Below are 16,859 nucleotides of genomic sequence, written 5' to 3'. Positions count from 1 at the left end.
ACGTCTGGCCTTGACCTAGCGCAACAGCGTGCGAATGCTGATGGCTGCGCGATGGCAAAGTGTAAGAGGTTGTAAGAGACGTTCAAGGAACTTTCTTAAAGATGCACGAGGGGAATAAATGGGGATTGTTCAGGAATTGACACTCACGACCCTCCCACCCACTTTCGTGGGTAGTAATCAAAAATTGATTAATCACTACGGTAGCGCTTCGGGGCAGGTGGCAACAGGGAAAAATCTTGCAAAAATTAGTGTCCTTTTTCTTCGCATCTGCAAATAATGCAAAAATGCGACGTGGGTCATGTTTTCACGGCACAATGGAGGCCATGGAAAAGATTTATGCGGGGGCGAAAATTCGGACACTTCGCCGCAACCTCGGGCTCACACAACACGCAATGGCGCGCGCAGCAAACCTTTCAACCAGCTACCTCAACCAACTCGAAAACGACCAACGCCCACTCACCACCACCGCAATTTCCAACCTCAGCAAGGCTTTTTCCCTCAACTCCACCTACTTCTCCCCCGAAACAAACGCCCGTTTTGTCGCAGACCTTCACGAATCCTTTTCCACAGCAGGCTTAAGCGGCGCCAACCCTGAAGATCTCCACGATCTCGCAGCCCGATACCCCGACCTTGCCCGCGGAATCGTGCACCTCGCCCGCGCACTAACCGACATGACCACTCTTGTCCACATCCAACAACGGGAAGGAAAACCCCTCCCTCCCACCCTCGGGACAGAAGATTTCGCTAATTTTGCAGAATCTGAAACCTACCCCACATCTAACCCCCAGAAACCGTACTTTCAATCCCAATCCATGGTGTACGAGGAAGTACGCGACTTCTTCTACGAACGTCGCAATCATATTTCTGAACTCGATACGTTGGCAGAAGAATTCGCCGCAAGTTTAGGCCCTGTTGGTATGCGCGTCACACGACTGACCGCAGCTTTAGATAAACGTGGAATCAGCGTGAAATACAAAGCACACGACGATGGCCCGCGGCGCATCTTTATCAACCAACAAGTCCGTCTCCGCATTGATCTCACAGAAGCTCAGCAATGCTTCGAATTAGCCATGCAGTGGTGTTACCTCGTCCACGACGCCCTCATCGATACCCTCGCCCGCGACCCTCACTTAAGCCCAGAAGCCCAGAAACTCACCCGCGTGGGCTTAGCCCAATACTTCGCCGCCGCAGTGGTCATGCCCTACTCAGAATTTTTGCGCACCGCGAAAGAAAACCACTTCGATATCGACCGTATCCGCAGCCATTTCGGCACAAGCTTCGAAACCACCTGCCACCGCCTTTCTTCACTCCAGCGCGAAAACAACGAAGGCATTCCCTTCTTCTTCATCCGCACCGACCGCGCAGGCAATATTTCAAAACGCCAATCAGCCACCAGCTTCCACTTTTCCCGCAGCGGTGGTGCCTGCCCCAAGTGGGTAATCCACCGCGCCTTCGAAACACCAGGACGCATCATCCGACAGGTTGCCCAAATGCCTGACGGGCGCACCTACCTCTGGATTGCACGCACTGTCGCTTCCACCCCACGCAGCTTCAGCATGGAACGCACCGAGTTCGCAATCGGATTGGGCTGTGATATTGAGCAGGCAAAAAATTGGGTCTATTCCAAAGGATTAGAACTCGCCCCCGAAGCCGCCACCCCTATCGGCGCTGGTTGCCGCATTTGCGAAAGGGACAATTGCCACCAGCGTGCATTTCCAGCTCTGGGGCTCCCCTTGGATATTAATGAGAATTTCTCCCCCGACTTACCGTACCGGCCACGACTATAACCCCGTAGATATTTCCTGGACGCAGCATACATCAACGTTTCGTATCAAACGTACTGCACACCATGAAAACCATGATCTGACCGCCAGATAAGGCCACATACTTATCCGCACCCCCACACTAGGTGCAGCCACACACAATGCTGGTGTACCAAGATCTGCCGCAGTTTTCACTCAGGTGGACCTGTTGGTGGCGTCGCAAAGCAAAAATGCTGCACATAAACACTACGTGCTAACCGCACCCAACAACGCTAGGGGCTGATCGTGAAACCATATGCGAGGAAACAGTGGCACGCAGTACACACTCCGAAAAAAACACCTTGTAACCCAAAAGTCCCTAGGAATGATCGTTCAAGACCATTCCTAGGGACTTACTCATTCACACTCCCCCACTGTAATGGCTGTGGGGAGTATGAAACAGAGCAATTAAGGATTGATGACCAGCAGCAAATCTCCGCCTTCAACCTTGGTTGGTTGAACCAAGACGATGCGCTCGATAGTGCCAGCGACAGGAGCAGTAATCGTCGCTTCCATCTTCATCGCTTCAATAACAGCCACAGGAGCACCTGCCTCAACGGTATCGCCCACCTTCGACGTCACCGTCACCACACCAGCAAACGGTGCTGCAACATGGCCTGGGTTCGAAGCATCAGCCTTCTCAACTGCAGCAACATTCGACTCCACCGAACGATCGCGCACACGCATCGGACGAATCTGACCATTGACGTTGAACACAATGGTGCGCATACCCTTCTCATCAGGCTCAGAGATCGCATCCAAACGAACCAGCATATGATGAGAATCGCCCAACTGAATGTGTGTTTCCTTGCCCTCAACCAAACCGTAGAAGAACTCACGGTCAGTCAACACAGAGGTATCACCGAAACGACGGCGGTGCTCAGCAAACTCCTCCGCAGGCTTCGGGAACATCAAACGGTTCAAGCACGCTCGGCGAGTAGCAGCATCCTCACTGGACAAAGCCGCAGCTTCCTCCTCCGGAACTTCCGTTACCGCACGAGCCGGTGCACGACCCTCCAGCGCCTTGCTGCGCAAAGGCTCAGGCCAACCACCAGGAGGAGTACCCAATTCACCATTGAGGAACGCAATCACGGAATCTGGAATGTCATACTTCTGAGGGTCCGCAGCGAAATCCTTCGGATCAACGCCCGCACCCACCAAGTGCAACGCCAAATCGCCCACGACCTTAGACGAAGGCGTCACCTTCGTTGGGCGACCGAGCATCTCGTTGACCGCAGCATAGTTGTCTTCAATCAGCTCGAAACGATCAGCCAAGCCCAATGCCACTGCCTGCGCACGCAGATTCGACAGCTGCCCACCTGGAATCTCATGGTGGTACACACGGCCAGTTGGGCCAGGAGTACCAGACTCGAATGGCGCATACATTTGGCGTACAGCTTCCCAGTAAGGCTCCATGTCGGAAATAGCATCCAAGCTCAAGCCGGTATCGCGTGGGGTGTTGGCAAAAGCGGCAACAATAGCCGACAAAGAAGGCTGCGAAGTCGTACCCGACAACGGAGCGGATGCACCATCGACGGCGTCGGCGCCAGCATTAGCTGCAGCCAAGTAGGTAGCCAACTGGCCGCCTGCAGTATCGTGCGTGTGCACGTGAACAGGCAGATCAAATTCCTTGCGCAATGCTGTGACCAGCTTCGTTGCGGCAGCAGGGCGAAGCAGACCAGCCATATCCTTAATAGCTAAAATATGCGCGCCGGAATCAACAATCTGCTCTGCAAGCTTCAAGTAATAATCCAGCGTGTACAGCTTCTCATTCGGATCCACCAAGTTACCGGAATACGCCATGGCAACCTCAGCAACGGTCGTGCCGGTCTCCAGCACAGCATCGATAGCTGGGCGCATCTGGGATACATCATTCAGCGCATCAAAAATACGGAAGATATCCACGCCCGTGCGTGCAGCTTCCTCCACGAAAGCCTTGCAAACAGAATCAGGATATGGGGTGTAGCCAACAGTGTTACGTCCACGCAGCAACATCTGAATATTCACATTCGGCATCACATGGCGCAGCTCAGCAAGGCGCTCCCACGGATCCTCATGCAAGAAGCGCAAAGCAACATCGTAGGTCGCGCCACCCCATGCCTCCACGCTCAACAGCTCCGGAGTCAGATGGGAGACGTGGCGGGCGGCGTCGACAAGCGCAGACGAGCGCACGCGCGTTGCCAGCAGCGACTGGTGAGCATCACGGAAAGTAGTATCCGTCACCGCAAGCGCAGACTGCCGACGCAGCGACTTAGCGAACTCCACAGGACCCAAATCGCGCAGCATATCGCGTGAACCGCGACGCAACTTACCCAAAGCAGGCAGCTTATCGACGGCGGCACCAACCGCAGGAGGCGCACCATGCGGGCGGTTAACAGTGACATCCGCCAAGTAATCAAGAATCCGACCCGCCTCATCATCGGCAGGAGGAGCAGACAACAGCCACGGGTGATCAGCAATGAACGAGGTAGCCACACGCTTCGACGTGAAATCAGGCTCACGCAGCAACGCACGCAAGAAGCCGATATTTGTCGACACACCCGACACCGTGAACTCAGCCAACGCACGCTGAGCACGGCTGACCGCAGTGGCAAAATCAGCGCCACGGCAGGTCATCTTCACCAGCATCGAGTCGAAGTGTGCCGTGATCTCACCACCCAGCTGAGCCGCGCCGTCGAGACGCACACCAGCACCACCTGGGCTACGGTACGCAGTCACCACACCAGTATCAGGACGGAAACCGTTATTCGGATCTTCAGTAGTGATGCGGCACTGCAACGCAGCACCCTCAGTGTGAATTGACTCCTGAGTCAAGCCCAGCTCTTTCAGCGTAGCGCCCGCAGCGATCTGCATCTGCGCCTTCACCAAATCGACACCAGTAACTTCCTCAGTCACAGTGTGCTCAACCTGGATACGCGGATTCATCTCGATGAACACATAATTGCCCTGCTCATCGACCAAGAACTCGACAGTACCCGCACCGGTGTAGCCGATCTCCTTACAGAACTTCACCGCATCATTACAGATCTGCTCACGCAGCTGCGGATTCAAATGCTGCGCAGGAGCGATCTCCACCACCTTCTGGTGGCGACGCTGCAACGAACAGTCACGCTCAAACAAGTGAATGACATCACCAGTGTGATCGCCCAGAATCTGCACCTCAATGTGCTGCGGATTAATCACCGCACGCTCAATGTAGACACGAGCATCGCCGAACGCCGACAACGCCTCACGGGAAGCCTCAGCAGCAAGAGCAGGAAGCTCCTCTGGGCTCGGAATGAAACGCATGCCGCGTCCACCGCCGCCGGCAACAGCCTTAATGAACAGCGGGTAGGTCTGCCCCTCAGCCTGTGCGACGAGAACATCAATATCGTCGCTCGCTTCGGACTCGTTCAAAGTTGGCAAACCTGCGCGACGAGCAGCAGACACAGCTGCGGACTTATCGCCAGTCAACTCCAGCACTTCTGGGGAAGGGCCAATGAAGGTGATGTTATGCTCAGCGCACTCGCGTGCAAGCTGCGCATTCTCAGACAAGAAGCCGTAACCTGGGTACACGGCATCAGCGCCAGCCTCATGAGCCGCGCGAAGGATCTCATCGATATCAAGGTACGCCTTAACCGGCGAACCCTCCGTACCAATGCGATAGGCCTCCGTAGCCATGGAGCGGTGGAAGGAATTGCGATCCTCAATAGGGTAGACAGCGACGGTTTTCGCGCCGATTTCGTATGCTGCACGGAATGCTCGAACTGCGATCTCGCCACGGTTGGCGACAAGAACCTTGTTAAAGCTTGCTGGTTTAGCGTTTCGGGTCATGGGATTGAAAGTGAACCTTTTCTAAAGAAACTGTAAGTGATGCTTGTCACGATTACGTTGCTTAATATAACCCGATCGCACAACAATTAATCAAGGCTTTGGAAAAAATACGCAATACATCACAAGCCGAAGCGATAAAATTCACAACTTCCACCCCCTGTCACCACCACATTTCCGCGGGTTTAGCTGCATTTCACAGTAGATTGTAGAACACACCCCTGATTACCCCCATACCGCGTTCTCTGTCATTTCTGGCATCAAAACCCAACAAATTCCGCACCCAAGAAAGTGTTTAACATACACCTTAGCCACCCCCGTTTATGATGAGCGCTGCAGCCACCACTCCCTCTCCCTCGCTCACCTTCCCCCACAAAACGCCACAACAGAACAACTAACTCGAGTTCACCCCTCGGCGCCACATCCCACTGCCCACCATGTCAACCACCAGTCTGCATCACATTCGCACGTGAAGCCGACATGGAATAAATCAACAATAAAAATCGCATTGTTCATCGCTTGGAAACAAACACAAAGAAGGCTGTAAAATTTTAACCAAAATCACGCCACCAGCACTGCATAATATTAGTTTTGTATTGAATTATGTACTAGAGTTGACGCGGTGAACGTGACTGAAACATCTTCGGCCAACCGCACCCACACAGTGCGCGTATGGACCCTCGTGGGCATCATTATCGGATCCACTATCGGCTCCGGAATCTTCGCCCTCCCCCAAAACATCGCCTCCGTAGCAGGACCCGGCGCGATGCTCATCGGTTGGGTAATCGCAGGCATCGGCATGCTCAGCGTCGCCTTTGTCTTCCACATCCTCGCCCACCGCAAACCACACCTTGATTCTGGTGTCTACTCGTATGTGCGCGCTGGTCTTGGCGACTACATCGGATTCACCGCCGGCTGGGGTTACTGGCTGGGCTCAGTCATCGCCCAGGTAGGCTATGCAACACTGTTCTTCTCAACACTGGGGCACTATGTTCCACTTTTCGACGCCGACCATAACCTCCAGCAAGCCTTCGCTGTTTCTGTTCTCACGTGGCTGATCTTCGGTGTTCTAGCCAAGGGCATTAAGCAAGCGAAGATCATGAACGCCGTGACCACCATTGCAAAACTGGTTCCAATCATGGCCTTCATTGTGCTGGTCGCATTCCTCGGCTTTAGCTGGGAGAAATTCACCTTCGATTTCTGGGCAACCGCCTCTCACGTGTCTGTTTTTGAGCAGGTTCAAGGAATCATGCTCTTTACCGTGTGGGTGTTCATCGGCGTCGAAGGCGCAAGTGTGTATTCCAAGCAGGCGCAAACCCGCTCGGATGTGGGCCGTGCAACAGTTTTTGGTTTCGTGACTGTTCTGGTTTTGCTCGTCACCGTTGCTACTTTGTCCTTCGGTGTTTTAAGCCAACAGGATCTAGCTGCACTTCCTGATAATTCCATGGCAGGTGTTCTTGAAGCGGTGGTGGGCCCGTGGGGTGGCGCTTTGATCTCGCTAGGCCTGTGTTTGTCTGTTCTCGGCGCTTATGTCTCTTGGCAGATGCTGTGTGCTGAGCCCATTGCCATGATGGCTTTTGATGGTCTTCTTCCGAAGAAGGTGGGCGCAATTTCGGTTGCAGGTGCGCCATGGGTTGCCCAGTTGATTTCCACGATTGTGATCCAGTTGTGCGTGATCATCTTCTATCTGAACGAAACCACATATGTGTCGATGGTTCAGCTTGCCACCGTTTTGTACCTGCTGCCCTACATTTTCTCTGCCCTGTACCTCATTTTGCTGTCTACCCGCGGCAAGGGCATTACCCACCCGCATGCTGGTGAGCATTTTGATGATTCCGGACCTGAGGTTTCTGGCCGCGAAAACACCCGCCATCTTCTAGTTGGCTCGGTTGCGTTTATTTACTCCATGTGGCTGATCTACGCTGCTGACCCGGTTTTCGTTCTCTTCGGCGCATTGGCCGTGTTGCCTGGCTTGATTCCGTATGTATGGACTCGCCTTTACCGCAAAGAAAAGGTGTTTAACGTCTTTGAAATGTTCGTGGTAGCTGTCATTATCGTTGCCGCGATCGTGGCGATTGTTGGCCTTTCCAACGGTTCGCTGTCGTTATAACAGTCTTTAACGCACAAACCCCCGTATGCTCTTGCTCAAAAGTGTGTCTCACCTTTTCACGAAGAACATGCGGGGGTTTTCGCCTATCCATTCACTTAGTCACGCAGCCTAAACCGCCGACGACGCTCCTCACGACGTTCATCCTCATCCATATCTGACAGACGACGTCGCTTCGTTGCCGGACGGGCATGCCCCTCCTTCACAAGGGCAGCTGAGTTCGGACGAGTCTGAGTGCGCGACTGCACCGCAGGCTTTTCCTCTACTGAAATTACAGAAGACTTCCGATCATAAGCCCCCGTGCGCACATCAACTTTCTCCAAATCCCACATATCTGCAAGGAAATCTGCACACCATTGGATCAAATCAACATCTCGAAGCTTAGGATCGGTAACCGCACGGCCTGCACGAGGCATCGAAATTTGAATGGCCTGCGCGGCAGCGCGATAGGTTGAACCTGGATACAAGCGCTTCAAACGAACCTGCTTCGAATCGCTCAGCTCGACAGGATGCACCTTAATACGAGTACCCTGAACCGCAATATCACCAACTCCCGCCTGACGTGCCACGTGACGCAATCGTGCTACCGACAACAGTCTCAAAACTTCATCAGGAAGCGGACCGAAACGGTCCATCATCTCTTCCCGAATACTCTTCAAATCATTCTCAGACTGACTTGTGGCCAGCTTTCGGTACAGCTCCAAACGCAAACGCTCAGCACTGATATAAGACTCTGGAATGTGGGCGTCGACAGGCAAATCAATCCGAATCTCCTTCGGCCCCTGTTCAGTTGCGTCAACGACCTTCCCATCTGCCAAAGCTCGATACGCTTCAACAGCCTCGCCGACAAGTCGCACGTACAAATCGAAGCCCACGCCCGCGATATGACCTGACTGCTCAGCACCCAAAATATTGCCAGCGCCACGCATTTCCAGATCCTTCATCGCCACGGCCATGCCCGCACCTAAATCATTATTTTGGGCGATTGTAGCCAAACGATCGTAGGAATTTTCCGTCAGCGTCGCACCCTTGGGGTACAAGAAGTACGCATAACCACGTTCACGAGAACGCCCCACACGCCCGCGCAGCTGATGGAGCTGCGACAAACCCATATGGTGAGCATTCTCCACAATCAACGTATTCGCGTTGGCAATATCAAGACCGGTTTCAACAATGGTGGTACAGACCAACACATCAAATTCCCGATCCCAGAACCCCTGCACGGTTTTTTCAAGAAGTTCCTCATTCATCTGTCCATGAGCAACCACAATCCGCGCCTCAGGCACGAGCTCACGAAGCTCCCGCGCCTTCTTCTCAATATCTTTCACCTTATTGTGAACATAGAAAACCTGACCATCGCGCAAAAGTTCACGACGAATAGCAGCGGCAATCTGCTTTTCTTCCTGCGCGCCCACATACGTCAAAATAGGATGACGATCCTGCGGAGGCGTAAGAATCGTCGACATTTCGCGAATCCCCGCCATGCTCATCTCTAACGTACGAGGAATCGGTGTAGCCGACATCGTCAACACATCCACGTGACTGCGCATCGCTTTAATGTGCTCTTTATGCTCCACACCAAAGCGCTGCTCTTCATCGACAACAACCAAGCCTAAGTTTTTCCACTGCACACCCGTTTGCAGCAAACGGTGAGTGCCAATCACCACATCAACACTGCCGTCGACAAGCCCCGCGAGTGTTTCCTTCGCCTCCATCGCGGAGGTAAAGCGTGAAAGATTGCGAATAGTGACCGGGAAACCCGACATACGCTCGCTAAACGTAGAAAAATGTTGCTGCGCCAACAATGTTGTCGGCACCAACACCGCAACCTGTTTGCCATCCTGGACCGCCTTAAACGCAGCACGCACCGCTACCTCAGTTTTGCCGTAACCAACATCACCAACAACCACACGGTCCATTGGAACCGGCTTTTCCATGTCCTCTTTCACAGACTCGATTGCGAGCATCTGGTCTTCAGTTTCCACATAAGGGAAATTGTCTTCCATCTCGCGCTGCCACGGGGAATCAGGCGCAAAAGCATGCCCCGGCGCGGCCTGGCGTTTCGCATAGAGCTGAACAAGCTCACCGGCGATTTCGCGCACAGCTGCGCGGGCTTTCTTCTTAGTATTCTTCCAATCCGAACCGCCCATTTTGGATAAGGTAGGTTTTTCGCCACCAACGTATTTGCTCAAAAGATCAAGCGAATCCATGGGCACGTACAACTGGTCCGCAGGCTGCCCGCGTTTAGACGACGCATATTCCAAAACGATGTACTCACGGCGAGAAGTTTCATCCCCTGTGGTGATGGTGCGTTCTGTCATCTTTAAAAACCGGCCGATGCCGTGAGTTTCATGCACCACATAGTCGCCAGTTTTCAACGCAAGCGGATCAACACGGTGACGCTTTTTTGCTTTTCGACGCTTCGCCTGTGCGATATCGCCTACTCGGTTACCCGTGAGATCAGTTTCGGTAATAACGATCAGAGGAAGCGCCGCACCATCTTTGTGTTTGCGCACCTTTGGAAACACAAGGCCGGCATGGGATAATGCTTGATACAACGTGACTTCGCCCGGAGAAGGTTCCCAACCAGGAGTGGCCACTTTCGTGCGAATCCCCTTGTCCCCGAAGCGCTCCACCATACGTTTAATTGCACCGTGCGCTGGTGCAATAAATGCAGCTCGCCCGCCATCTAAAGTGTGGGCTAACAGCATCGCCATCATGTCATTGATCTTCTCAACATCACCACGTGGCGCGGGAGCTGGATCAAACTCTAATGGAAGCGTGTCAGATTCATCAGCTTCAAACATTCCCGGTGGGGCAAAAGTCCACCAAGACTGGCCGGCATTGAGCGCCGCAATTTCCAACGATTCATACGAGCGATAATTGGATGCCGAAAGATCCACATGTTTGCTGGCAACTGGTCCGTCAGCCCCCATCGCTGCAGCTTCCCAGCTTGCCGCAAGAAACTCAGCATCCGTTGCTTGTAAATCCGCGATCCTCCTGCGAATCTTCTCCGGGCCAATGGCAATCACATGAGTGCCTTCAGGCATGAGTTCAGCTAGGGTGACAAAATCGGTATCAACTAGCGCAGGAATTAACGCTTCCATTCCATCGGCAGGCTGTTTATTCGCAATTTTTGTTAACAACTCCTGCAGAACTGGGTGCCCTGCTACTTCATGTGCAAGATGAGTCGCACGTTGCGCAATGTCATCAGTGATCGGTAATTCCCGCGCGGGGAAAATATCAATGCTGTCTAATTCCCCCTCAGAAAAAGCCCGCTGGTCAGCAACCGAGAAACTGCGGATTTCGGTGATCTCATCACCCCAGAATTCCACTCGCACAGGCTGCTCGCTCGTGGTGGGAAAAATATCAAGAATACCGCCACGGACAGCAAACTCACCTTTCTTCGCCACCAAATCAACGTGCTTATAGGCTCGAAAAACTAAAGCCTCAACCACATCGTTGAATTCTTTTTCAGCCCCTAAGTCCAAACGTAAAACTTCACGGCCAGCAACAGTGCGTGGAACAGGCTGGCACAAACCACGAGCAGCCGTGACCACAATCTTAAGCTCATCGAGCTGATTTAAAACTTTAGCGCGGGCACCAATAACATCCGCAGCAGGACTTAAACGCTCATGTGGCAAGGTCTCCCATGCAGGAAACCACGCCACCTTATCGCCATACATGGCTTTAAGCTCAGCGCACAGATCTTCAGCCTCACGCCCTGTAGCTGTAACAACAAGAACAGGAGCATGATGAGCTAAAGCCCCGATCGCCCATGGGCGCGCTTGATCAATACCTGTAATATGAAGAGACTTCTGCCCCACATGGCTTATAAGGCCTTTAAGTTTAGGGTCAGTAGCTGCAACTTTGAGCAGCCCACGCAGCATTATTCCTGCTCCTTTTTCCCGAGTGTCACTGGTGCTGCGTCGATATTACTCAACTTGGGAGACCGCTCCATACCTGCCAACCCATTCCAACACAGATTCACAATATGGGCAGCAACTTCTTCCTTGGTAGGACAATCTTCATTATCACGCTGATCCAACCACCACTGTGCCGTCATGCTCACCATTCCAACAAGAGCCTGACCATACAAAACAGCGGTTTCTGAAATGAGACCAGAGCGCTCGAAAGCACGCGCGAGAATATGGGAAACTTGGGCAACGGCGTCGTTTAGCAACGTAGAGTACGAACGGTCTGTTCCCGGCTGCATATCCCGCACCAAAATTTGAAAACCGTCTGTTTCCTCCTCCACATACGTCAACAACGCTAAAACAGCCTGTTCAATGCGAGTACGGGAACGCCCCGTTGCTAGAGATTGGGTCACAACCTGCTCCAGCCGGTTCATTTCGCGATCGACAACAACAGCATAAAGCCCCTCCTTACCCCCGAAGTGTTCATAAACCACAGGCTTAGAAACGCCGGCACGGCCTGCGATTTCTTCCACACTTGTGCCCTCAAAGCCCCGCTCAGCAAACAAAGAGCGCCCAATAGAAATAAGTTGTTCCCGGCGCTGCTTGCCGGACATACGCTGTCGAACCATACCCACTACCCTAGCCTTTCTTGCCGATTTCGCTTCATGTGACCCCAATGTTGTATAGTGTTTAAGCGTTGGTGAGCATCACTATCATCATCTACAGTTGTGGGTGATCGTTGGTGCACATAACCACATTTCCCTGTGGTGTAATTGGCAACACTCCGGTTTTTGGTACCGTCATTCAAGGTTCGAGTCCTTGCAGGGAAGCACTTTTACCCCCGCTGCGTGTTTTTCGCAGCGGGGTTATGCGTTTTTATGTTGCAACACAGCAACAACCGAAGCCCCACAACACACACTGACTGTCCCAACTAGACCAACAGTGACCAAGGCACCCAGGTGCGTCAACCACTCATATCCAGTCCCCTGCGCCAACCATGTCGCCCCCAAAGCCAACGTACCCACGGGGAAAGTCAAAGCCCACCACCCAGGGCTAAAAGGCATCCGCAAATAAAATCCACGCAGTGTCACCACTACGGCTAAGCCCACGAGTGGGATACCTACGACAAACATCAGCCACCCATACAAATTGGCCATGACATGAACCTGCCCACCGTATATTTCAGCAACAGCGCCGTCAGTTCGAAACGCAAGCGCTTGGGCGGCCGCCGTCGATTGACCCACCACCCCCAAAGGGATCCACGAGGATGCCGAGGCCGGGATCGGAATAGGGGCAATGACAAAATGCTGCTGGTACGCGCGAAAAAAGATGAGAACACCAACAAAAAATGACAAATAGAAACATGCAGTAGAAACCATGTGAATAGTCACAGCCCACTGCGGGCTAGAGACACCGCTAAGTCCCGCACCAGTCGTCGCCGACACCATCGGTGAAACAACAGCCAAACCCCACACCGGAGTAGGCGCACCCCGATCAACCCCAATCAACCGGGCTGAAAACCCCAAAGCTGTGGCCACTCCAATAATCGTGGCGCACCACCACATCACCGCATCTATCGCCCACGCTAAATCCGCATAGGCTGGCCACTGCGCAGAAACCACCAAGGCAGTAGCCGCACCAATAGACAACATGCCCATCGAAACGGTGGCTAAAAACGGCATCGTAGAAAACTCGCGCACGCTATCCCACCACACACGAATATTCCAACAACTAGCCACAACAAGGCCAAGAAAAATACTCCACGCCACAATCAACACTGCGACCGCCGCCATTGACGCACCGGGGATACGGGACTCATGCAGCTGAAGTAAGGACGCTAAGATTCCTGTCCCCATCGTGGCAGGAAACCACGCAGGACCGGCAGGTGGCAACGGAAGAGTGCGGAACTTATTCACGCACCCTATTGTGAAACCCGCGGCCCACTATATGCAAACGTGTACTTAATGTCCATGCAGGCCACGCACGTTTCGTGGATCTTGGGTATAGGCTGTATCCAACTCAGGAGATTCACCTTTATTGATCATCATGAATTGCCCCATCATTCCCTGATCCTCGTGATACAGCATGTGGCAGTGATACATGTAGGGGTAGTGACGATTACGGTATTGCCCAAACAACACACCAAGTTTTACCGTCACCCCCGGCGGAATCGTCACCGTATCCTTCCAGCCGTAGGCATCAAACTCCACATCAGTGGGACTGCTCTCCAACACTTGGAAAGCACAATTGTGCACATGGAAATTGTGAATCCAATCCGAATTGCCGTTGGTCACCCACCAAATCTCTGGATCAGAATGATCAATAGCAAAATCTATTCGATGCATGTCCATTGCCTGACCATTAATTTCAAAGGTGTTCAGCTCAAAACTTCTCTCCCTGGCTTCACTAAGATCCACAGGCGCCGCCGCCGAAGGATCTAAAACTGCGGGCACACTAGCACCATCATCATGCCTGCTTGTTGGCGAATGTGTCGTGCCACGAATTGTCACGAGCGTTGCCGTTTCCTGCAATTTGAAATCTGGCACCATCACACCTTTAGGAACCCCCAAATTGTCTGGAAAGCCTCCACTGACCAGTAATACTGTTTCTTTAGGCTGGATCTCCACCACAATTTCGTTGCGTTCACCAGGCCCTAAACGAACCGAATCCACTTTCCTCGGCGACCCCAGCAAGCCCGTATCAGAAGCAATACTGTAAAATCTGCGCCCATCCGAAAACCCAATATTATGAAAACGCATCGTCGAAGCATTAAGCAATCGAAAACGAACCTTTCGCGTGGTTGCTTGAAACTCCGGATCGACAATGCCGTTGACAAAAACCTTCTCGCCTTGCAGCCCCACAGTCAGATCAAGGTTTTCATCCAATTGGCCATCACTGGTGAAATTCGCATCCATAATGACCACGGGAATATCGTCAACACCATAGTCTCGTGGCAGATCTAGAGTATCTTCAACGTCATCATCAATGATGATCATCCCCGCCAACCCCCGATACGCCTGTACCCCAGTCCTGCCATGAATATGCGGGTGGTACCACAACGTTGCCGCTGGCTGTTCCACTCGAAACTCTGCACGCCATGTTTCATTGGGCCGAATCGGCGAATGGGGTCCACCGTCCATCGGCGCAGGAAGCAACATCCCATGACAGTGGATGGCGGTATCTTCAGGCAATCTATTTTCACACTCTATAACGCAATCCTCCCCACGCGACAAGCGAATAGTCGGGCCCAAAAACGGCCCATTAAAACCCCACGTGGTGGTATTTATATCCGGCAAAATCTGCGTTGATCCCACAGCCGCAACCAATCGATGCACACCCTGTGACGGCGTCGATACGCTCGGAATAGGCAACGGCCGCAACACCGGTGGCGCTGGCGGAAGTGACGGCGCAAAATCACCATCACCATCAGCGGGCTTTTTCGAATCGATCGTGCACGCTGCAAGCATGCCCACTGTTGAAAGCAAAAACAGGCGACGACTTATATTCGAAGAAACCCCAAACACCACTCAACCTACCTCTTTGCAAAGAAAACAGGCGCAAAACGTGCGCACTTTCGCAGTCCAGCTTATTCCACACACTAGGCTTGAGTGGATAATCATCCAGAATTTCTACTTTGAGGGAGTAACACGTGAGCGCACACAACACAGCAGTCGTCGTGCTAGCGGCAGGCGCAGGAACTCGCATGAAATCCAAGCTACAAAAAACCTTGCATTCCATCGGAGGCCGAAGCTTACTCGCGCACTCCCTCTACTCCGCCGCCGGAATCAACCCCGATTACATCATCCCTGTCATCGGGCACGGACGTGAGCAGGTTGGCCCCGCCGTTGAAGCACTCGCCGCCGAGTTCAACGCGCAACAGCACACGTCAGCACAGATCATCACCGCCATTCAGCCGGAACAAAACGGCACCGGACACGCCGTACAGTGCGCAATGAGTGCACTGGAAGGATTCGACGGCACCGTTGTTGTGACCAACGCCGATGTACCACTGTTGCGACCAGAAACTCTGCAATCGCTTGTCGACGCCCACACAGCCGTGCCCACCGCTGTTACTGTCCTCACTGTAGTCATGGATGACGCAACCGGCTACGGCCGCATTGTGCGCAACGATGAAGGTGAAGTCACTGCCATCGTTGAGCAAAAAGATGCCGATGCCCACACGCTGGCTATCCGCGAAGTCAACTCCGGCGTTTTCGCCTTCGACGCCGACATTCTGCGCACCAGCCTTGGGCAATTAACCACCAACAATGCCCAAGGCGAGCTATATCTCACCGACGTCCTAGCGATCGCCCGCAGCCAAGGCCATCCTGTTCGCGCCCACCATGCCGAAGACGCTCGTGAACTCGCAGGTGTCAACGACCGTGCACAACTGGCCCTCGCAGGCAAAGAACTGAACCGGCGACTCGTCGATAGGGCAATGCGCAACGGTGCAACCATTATCGACCCCGAAAGCACATGGATTGACGTCGATGTACGCATCGGCCAAGACGTGATCATTCACCCCGGAACTCAACTCCATGGGGCCACCATTATCGGTGATGATTGCATCATCGGCCCCGACACCACCTTAACCAACATGGTGATTGGTCAAGGCGCACAGGTGATCCGCACCCACGGTTCAGATTCCACTATCGGTGCACGTGCGACTGTTGGACCATACACCTACATCCGCCCTCACACTCACCTCGGTGAGGAAGGCAAACTGGGTGGTTTCGTTGAAGCAAAGAACGCCACCATTGGCAAAGGTTCTAAAGTTCCTCACCTCACCTACATCGGCGATGCCACTGTTGGTGAAGGATCAAACATCGGCGCGTCGAGCGTTTTCGTCAACTACGACGGTGTAAACAAGCACCACACCACTATCGGCTCCCACGTTCGCACCGGTTCTGACACCATGTTTATCGCCCCTGTCACTGTCGGCGACGGCGCTTACTCCGGTGCGGGAACAGTCATTCGCGACAATGTTCCCCCTGGCGCATTGGCTATTTCGGGTGGTCGGCAACGCAACATCGAAGGGTGGGTTCTCACAAAGCGCCCAGGTACCCCTGCGGCGGAAGCAGCAGCCCGTGCCCTTGCCGAATCTGAAACTGCAAACCCACAGTCAGATGAGCAGTCCGAAGCTTAAAAATGAAGCATGCGCGCAGCTTTTCAGGTGAGTGCACGTCGATAACCTCACATGCTCAGTAATTTCTTCGCGTAAAA

At 53.2% G+C, this 16,859-nt stretch carries 8 protein-coding genes and 1 tRNA gene; 4 read left to right on the top strand and 5 right to left on the bottom strand.

Features of this window, described 5'->3' with window-relative positions:
* The first annotated feature begins 323 nt into the window (after positions 1-323).
* Complete coding sequence (locus tag CFELI_RS04080) at positions 324-1,787, top strand: helix-turn-helix domain-containing protein (protein ID WP_277104695.1); 1,464 nt, start codon at positions 324-326, stop codon at positions 1,785-1,787.
* Between the two features lie 423 nt (positions 1,788-2,210).
* On the opposite strand, the gene CFELI_RS04075 is transcribed toward CFELI_RS04080, so the two are convergent.
* Positions 2,211-5,615: a pyruvate carboxylase gene (locus CFELI_RS04075; protein ID WP_277104696.1), complete on the bottom strand. Its 3,405-nt coding sequence runs from the start codon at positions 5,613-5,615 to the stop codon at positions 2,211-2,213.
* A 625-nt stretch (positions 5,616-6,240) separates the two neighbouring features.
* On the opposite strand from CFELI_RS04075, the gene CFELI_RS04070 reads away from it, so the two are divergent.
* Entirely contained in the window at positions 6,241-7,722 is a 1,482-nt protein-coding gene (locus CFELI_RS04070) for an amino acid permease (protein WP_374724720.1), read from the top strand.
* 95 nt (positions 7,723-7,817) lie between these two features.
* On the opposite strand, the gene mfd is transcribed toward CFELI_RS04070, so the two are convergent.
* On the bottom strand, positions 7,818-11,609 hold the full coding sequence (gene mfd, locus CFELI_RS04065) for a transcription-repair coupling factor (protein WP_277104698.1): 3,792 nt from the start codon (positions 11,607-11,609) through the stop codon (positions 7,818-7,820).
* Positions 11,609-12,265, bottom strand: a complete 657-nt coding sequence (locus CFELI_RS04060) for a TetR/AcrR family transcriptional regulator (protein ID WP_277104699.1) — start codon at positions 12,263-12,265, stop codon at positions 11,609-11,611. Before CFELI_RS04060 ends, mfd begins: the two co-directional genes overlap by 1 nt.
* A 129-nt stretch (positions 12,266-12,394) precedes the next feature.
* Here CFELI_RS04060 and CFELI_RS04055 point away from each other — a divergent pair.
* A tRNA-Gln gene (locus CFELI_RS04055) sits at positions 12,395-12,466 on the top strand.
* A gap of 36 nt (positions 12,467-12,502) precedes the next feature.
* Here CFELI_RS04055 and CFELI_RS04050 read toward each other — a convergent pair.
* Both CFELI_RS04050 and CFELI_RS04045 read right to left on the bottom strand, forming a co-directional pair.
* Complete coding sequence (locus CFELI_RS04050) at positions 12,503-13,552, bottom strand: TDT family transporter (RefSeq protein ID WP_277104700.1); 1,050 nt, start codon at positions 13,550-13,552, stop codon at positions 12,503-12,505.
* A 45-nt stretch (positions 13,553-13,597) separates the two neighbouring features.
* Complete coding sequence (locus CFELI_RS04045) at positions 13,598-15,103, bottom strand: multicopper oxidase family protein (RefSeq protein WP_277104701.1); 1,506 nt, start codon at positions 15,101-15,103, stop codon at positions 13,598-13,600.
* A 182-nt stretch (positions 15,104-15,285) separates the two neighbouring features.
* Between CFELI_RS04045 and glmU the strand changes: the two genes are divergently transcribed.
* Positions 15,286-16,782, top strand: coding sequence for a bifunctional UDP-N-acetylglucosamine diphosphorylase/glucosamine-1-phosphate N-acetyltransferase GlmU (gene glmU, locus CFELI_RS04040; RefSeq protein WP_277104702.1), 1,497 nt, complete (start codon positions 15,286-15,288; stop codon positions 16,780-16,782).
* Positions 16,783-16,859 lie beyond the last annotated feature (77 nt).

The organism is Corynebacterium felinum, assembly GCF_030408755.1.
GTDB classification, from domain to species: domain Bacteria; phylum Actinomycetota; class Actinomycetes; order Mycobacteriales; family Mycobacteriaceae; genus Corynebacterium; species Corynebacterium felinum.
The sequence above is the reverse complement of the archived record's forward strand: the minus strand, read 5'-3'. Positions and strand labels throughout refer to the sequence as shown.

What these genes read in the sequence shown, in the direction of transcription:
- CFELI_RS04060 (WP_277104699.1), bottom strand. Translation starts at nt 12,265, where the DNA reads ATGGTTCGACAGCGTATGTCCGGCAAGCAGCGCCGGGAACAACTTATT.
- mfd (WP_277104698.1), bottom strand. Translation starts at nt 11,609, where the DNA reads ATGCTGCGTGGGCTGCTCAAAGTTGCAGCTACTGACCCTAAACTTAAA.
- CFELI_RS04045 (WP_277104701.1), bottom strand. Translation starts at nt 15,103, where the DNA reads ATGCTTGCAGCGTGCACGATCGATTCGAAAAAGCCCGCTGATGGTGAT.
- CFELI_RS04075 (WP_277104696.1), bottom strand. Translation starts at nt 5,615, where the DNA reads ATGACCCGAAACGCTAAACCAGCAAGCTTTAACAAGGTTCTTGTCGCC.
- CFELI_RS04080 (WP_277104695.1), top strand. Translation starts at nt 324, where the DNA reads ATGGAAAAGATTTATGCGGGGGCGAAAATTCGGACACTTCGCCGCAAC.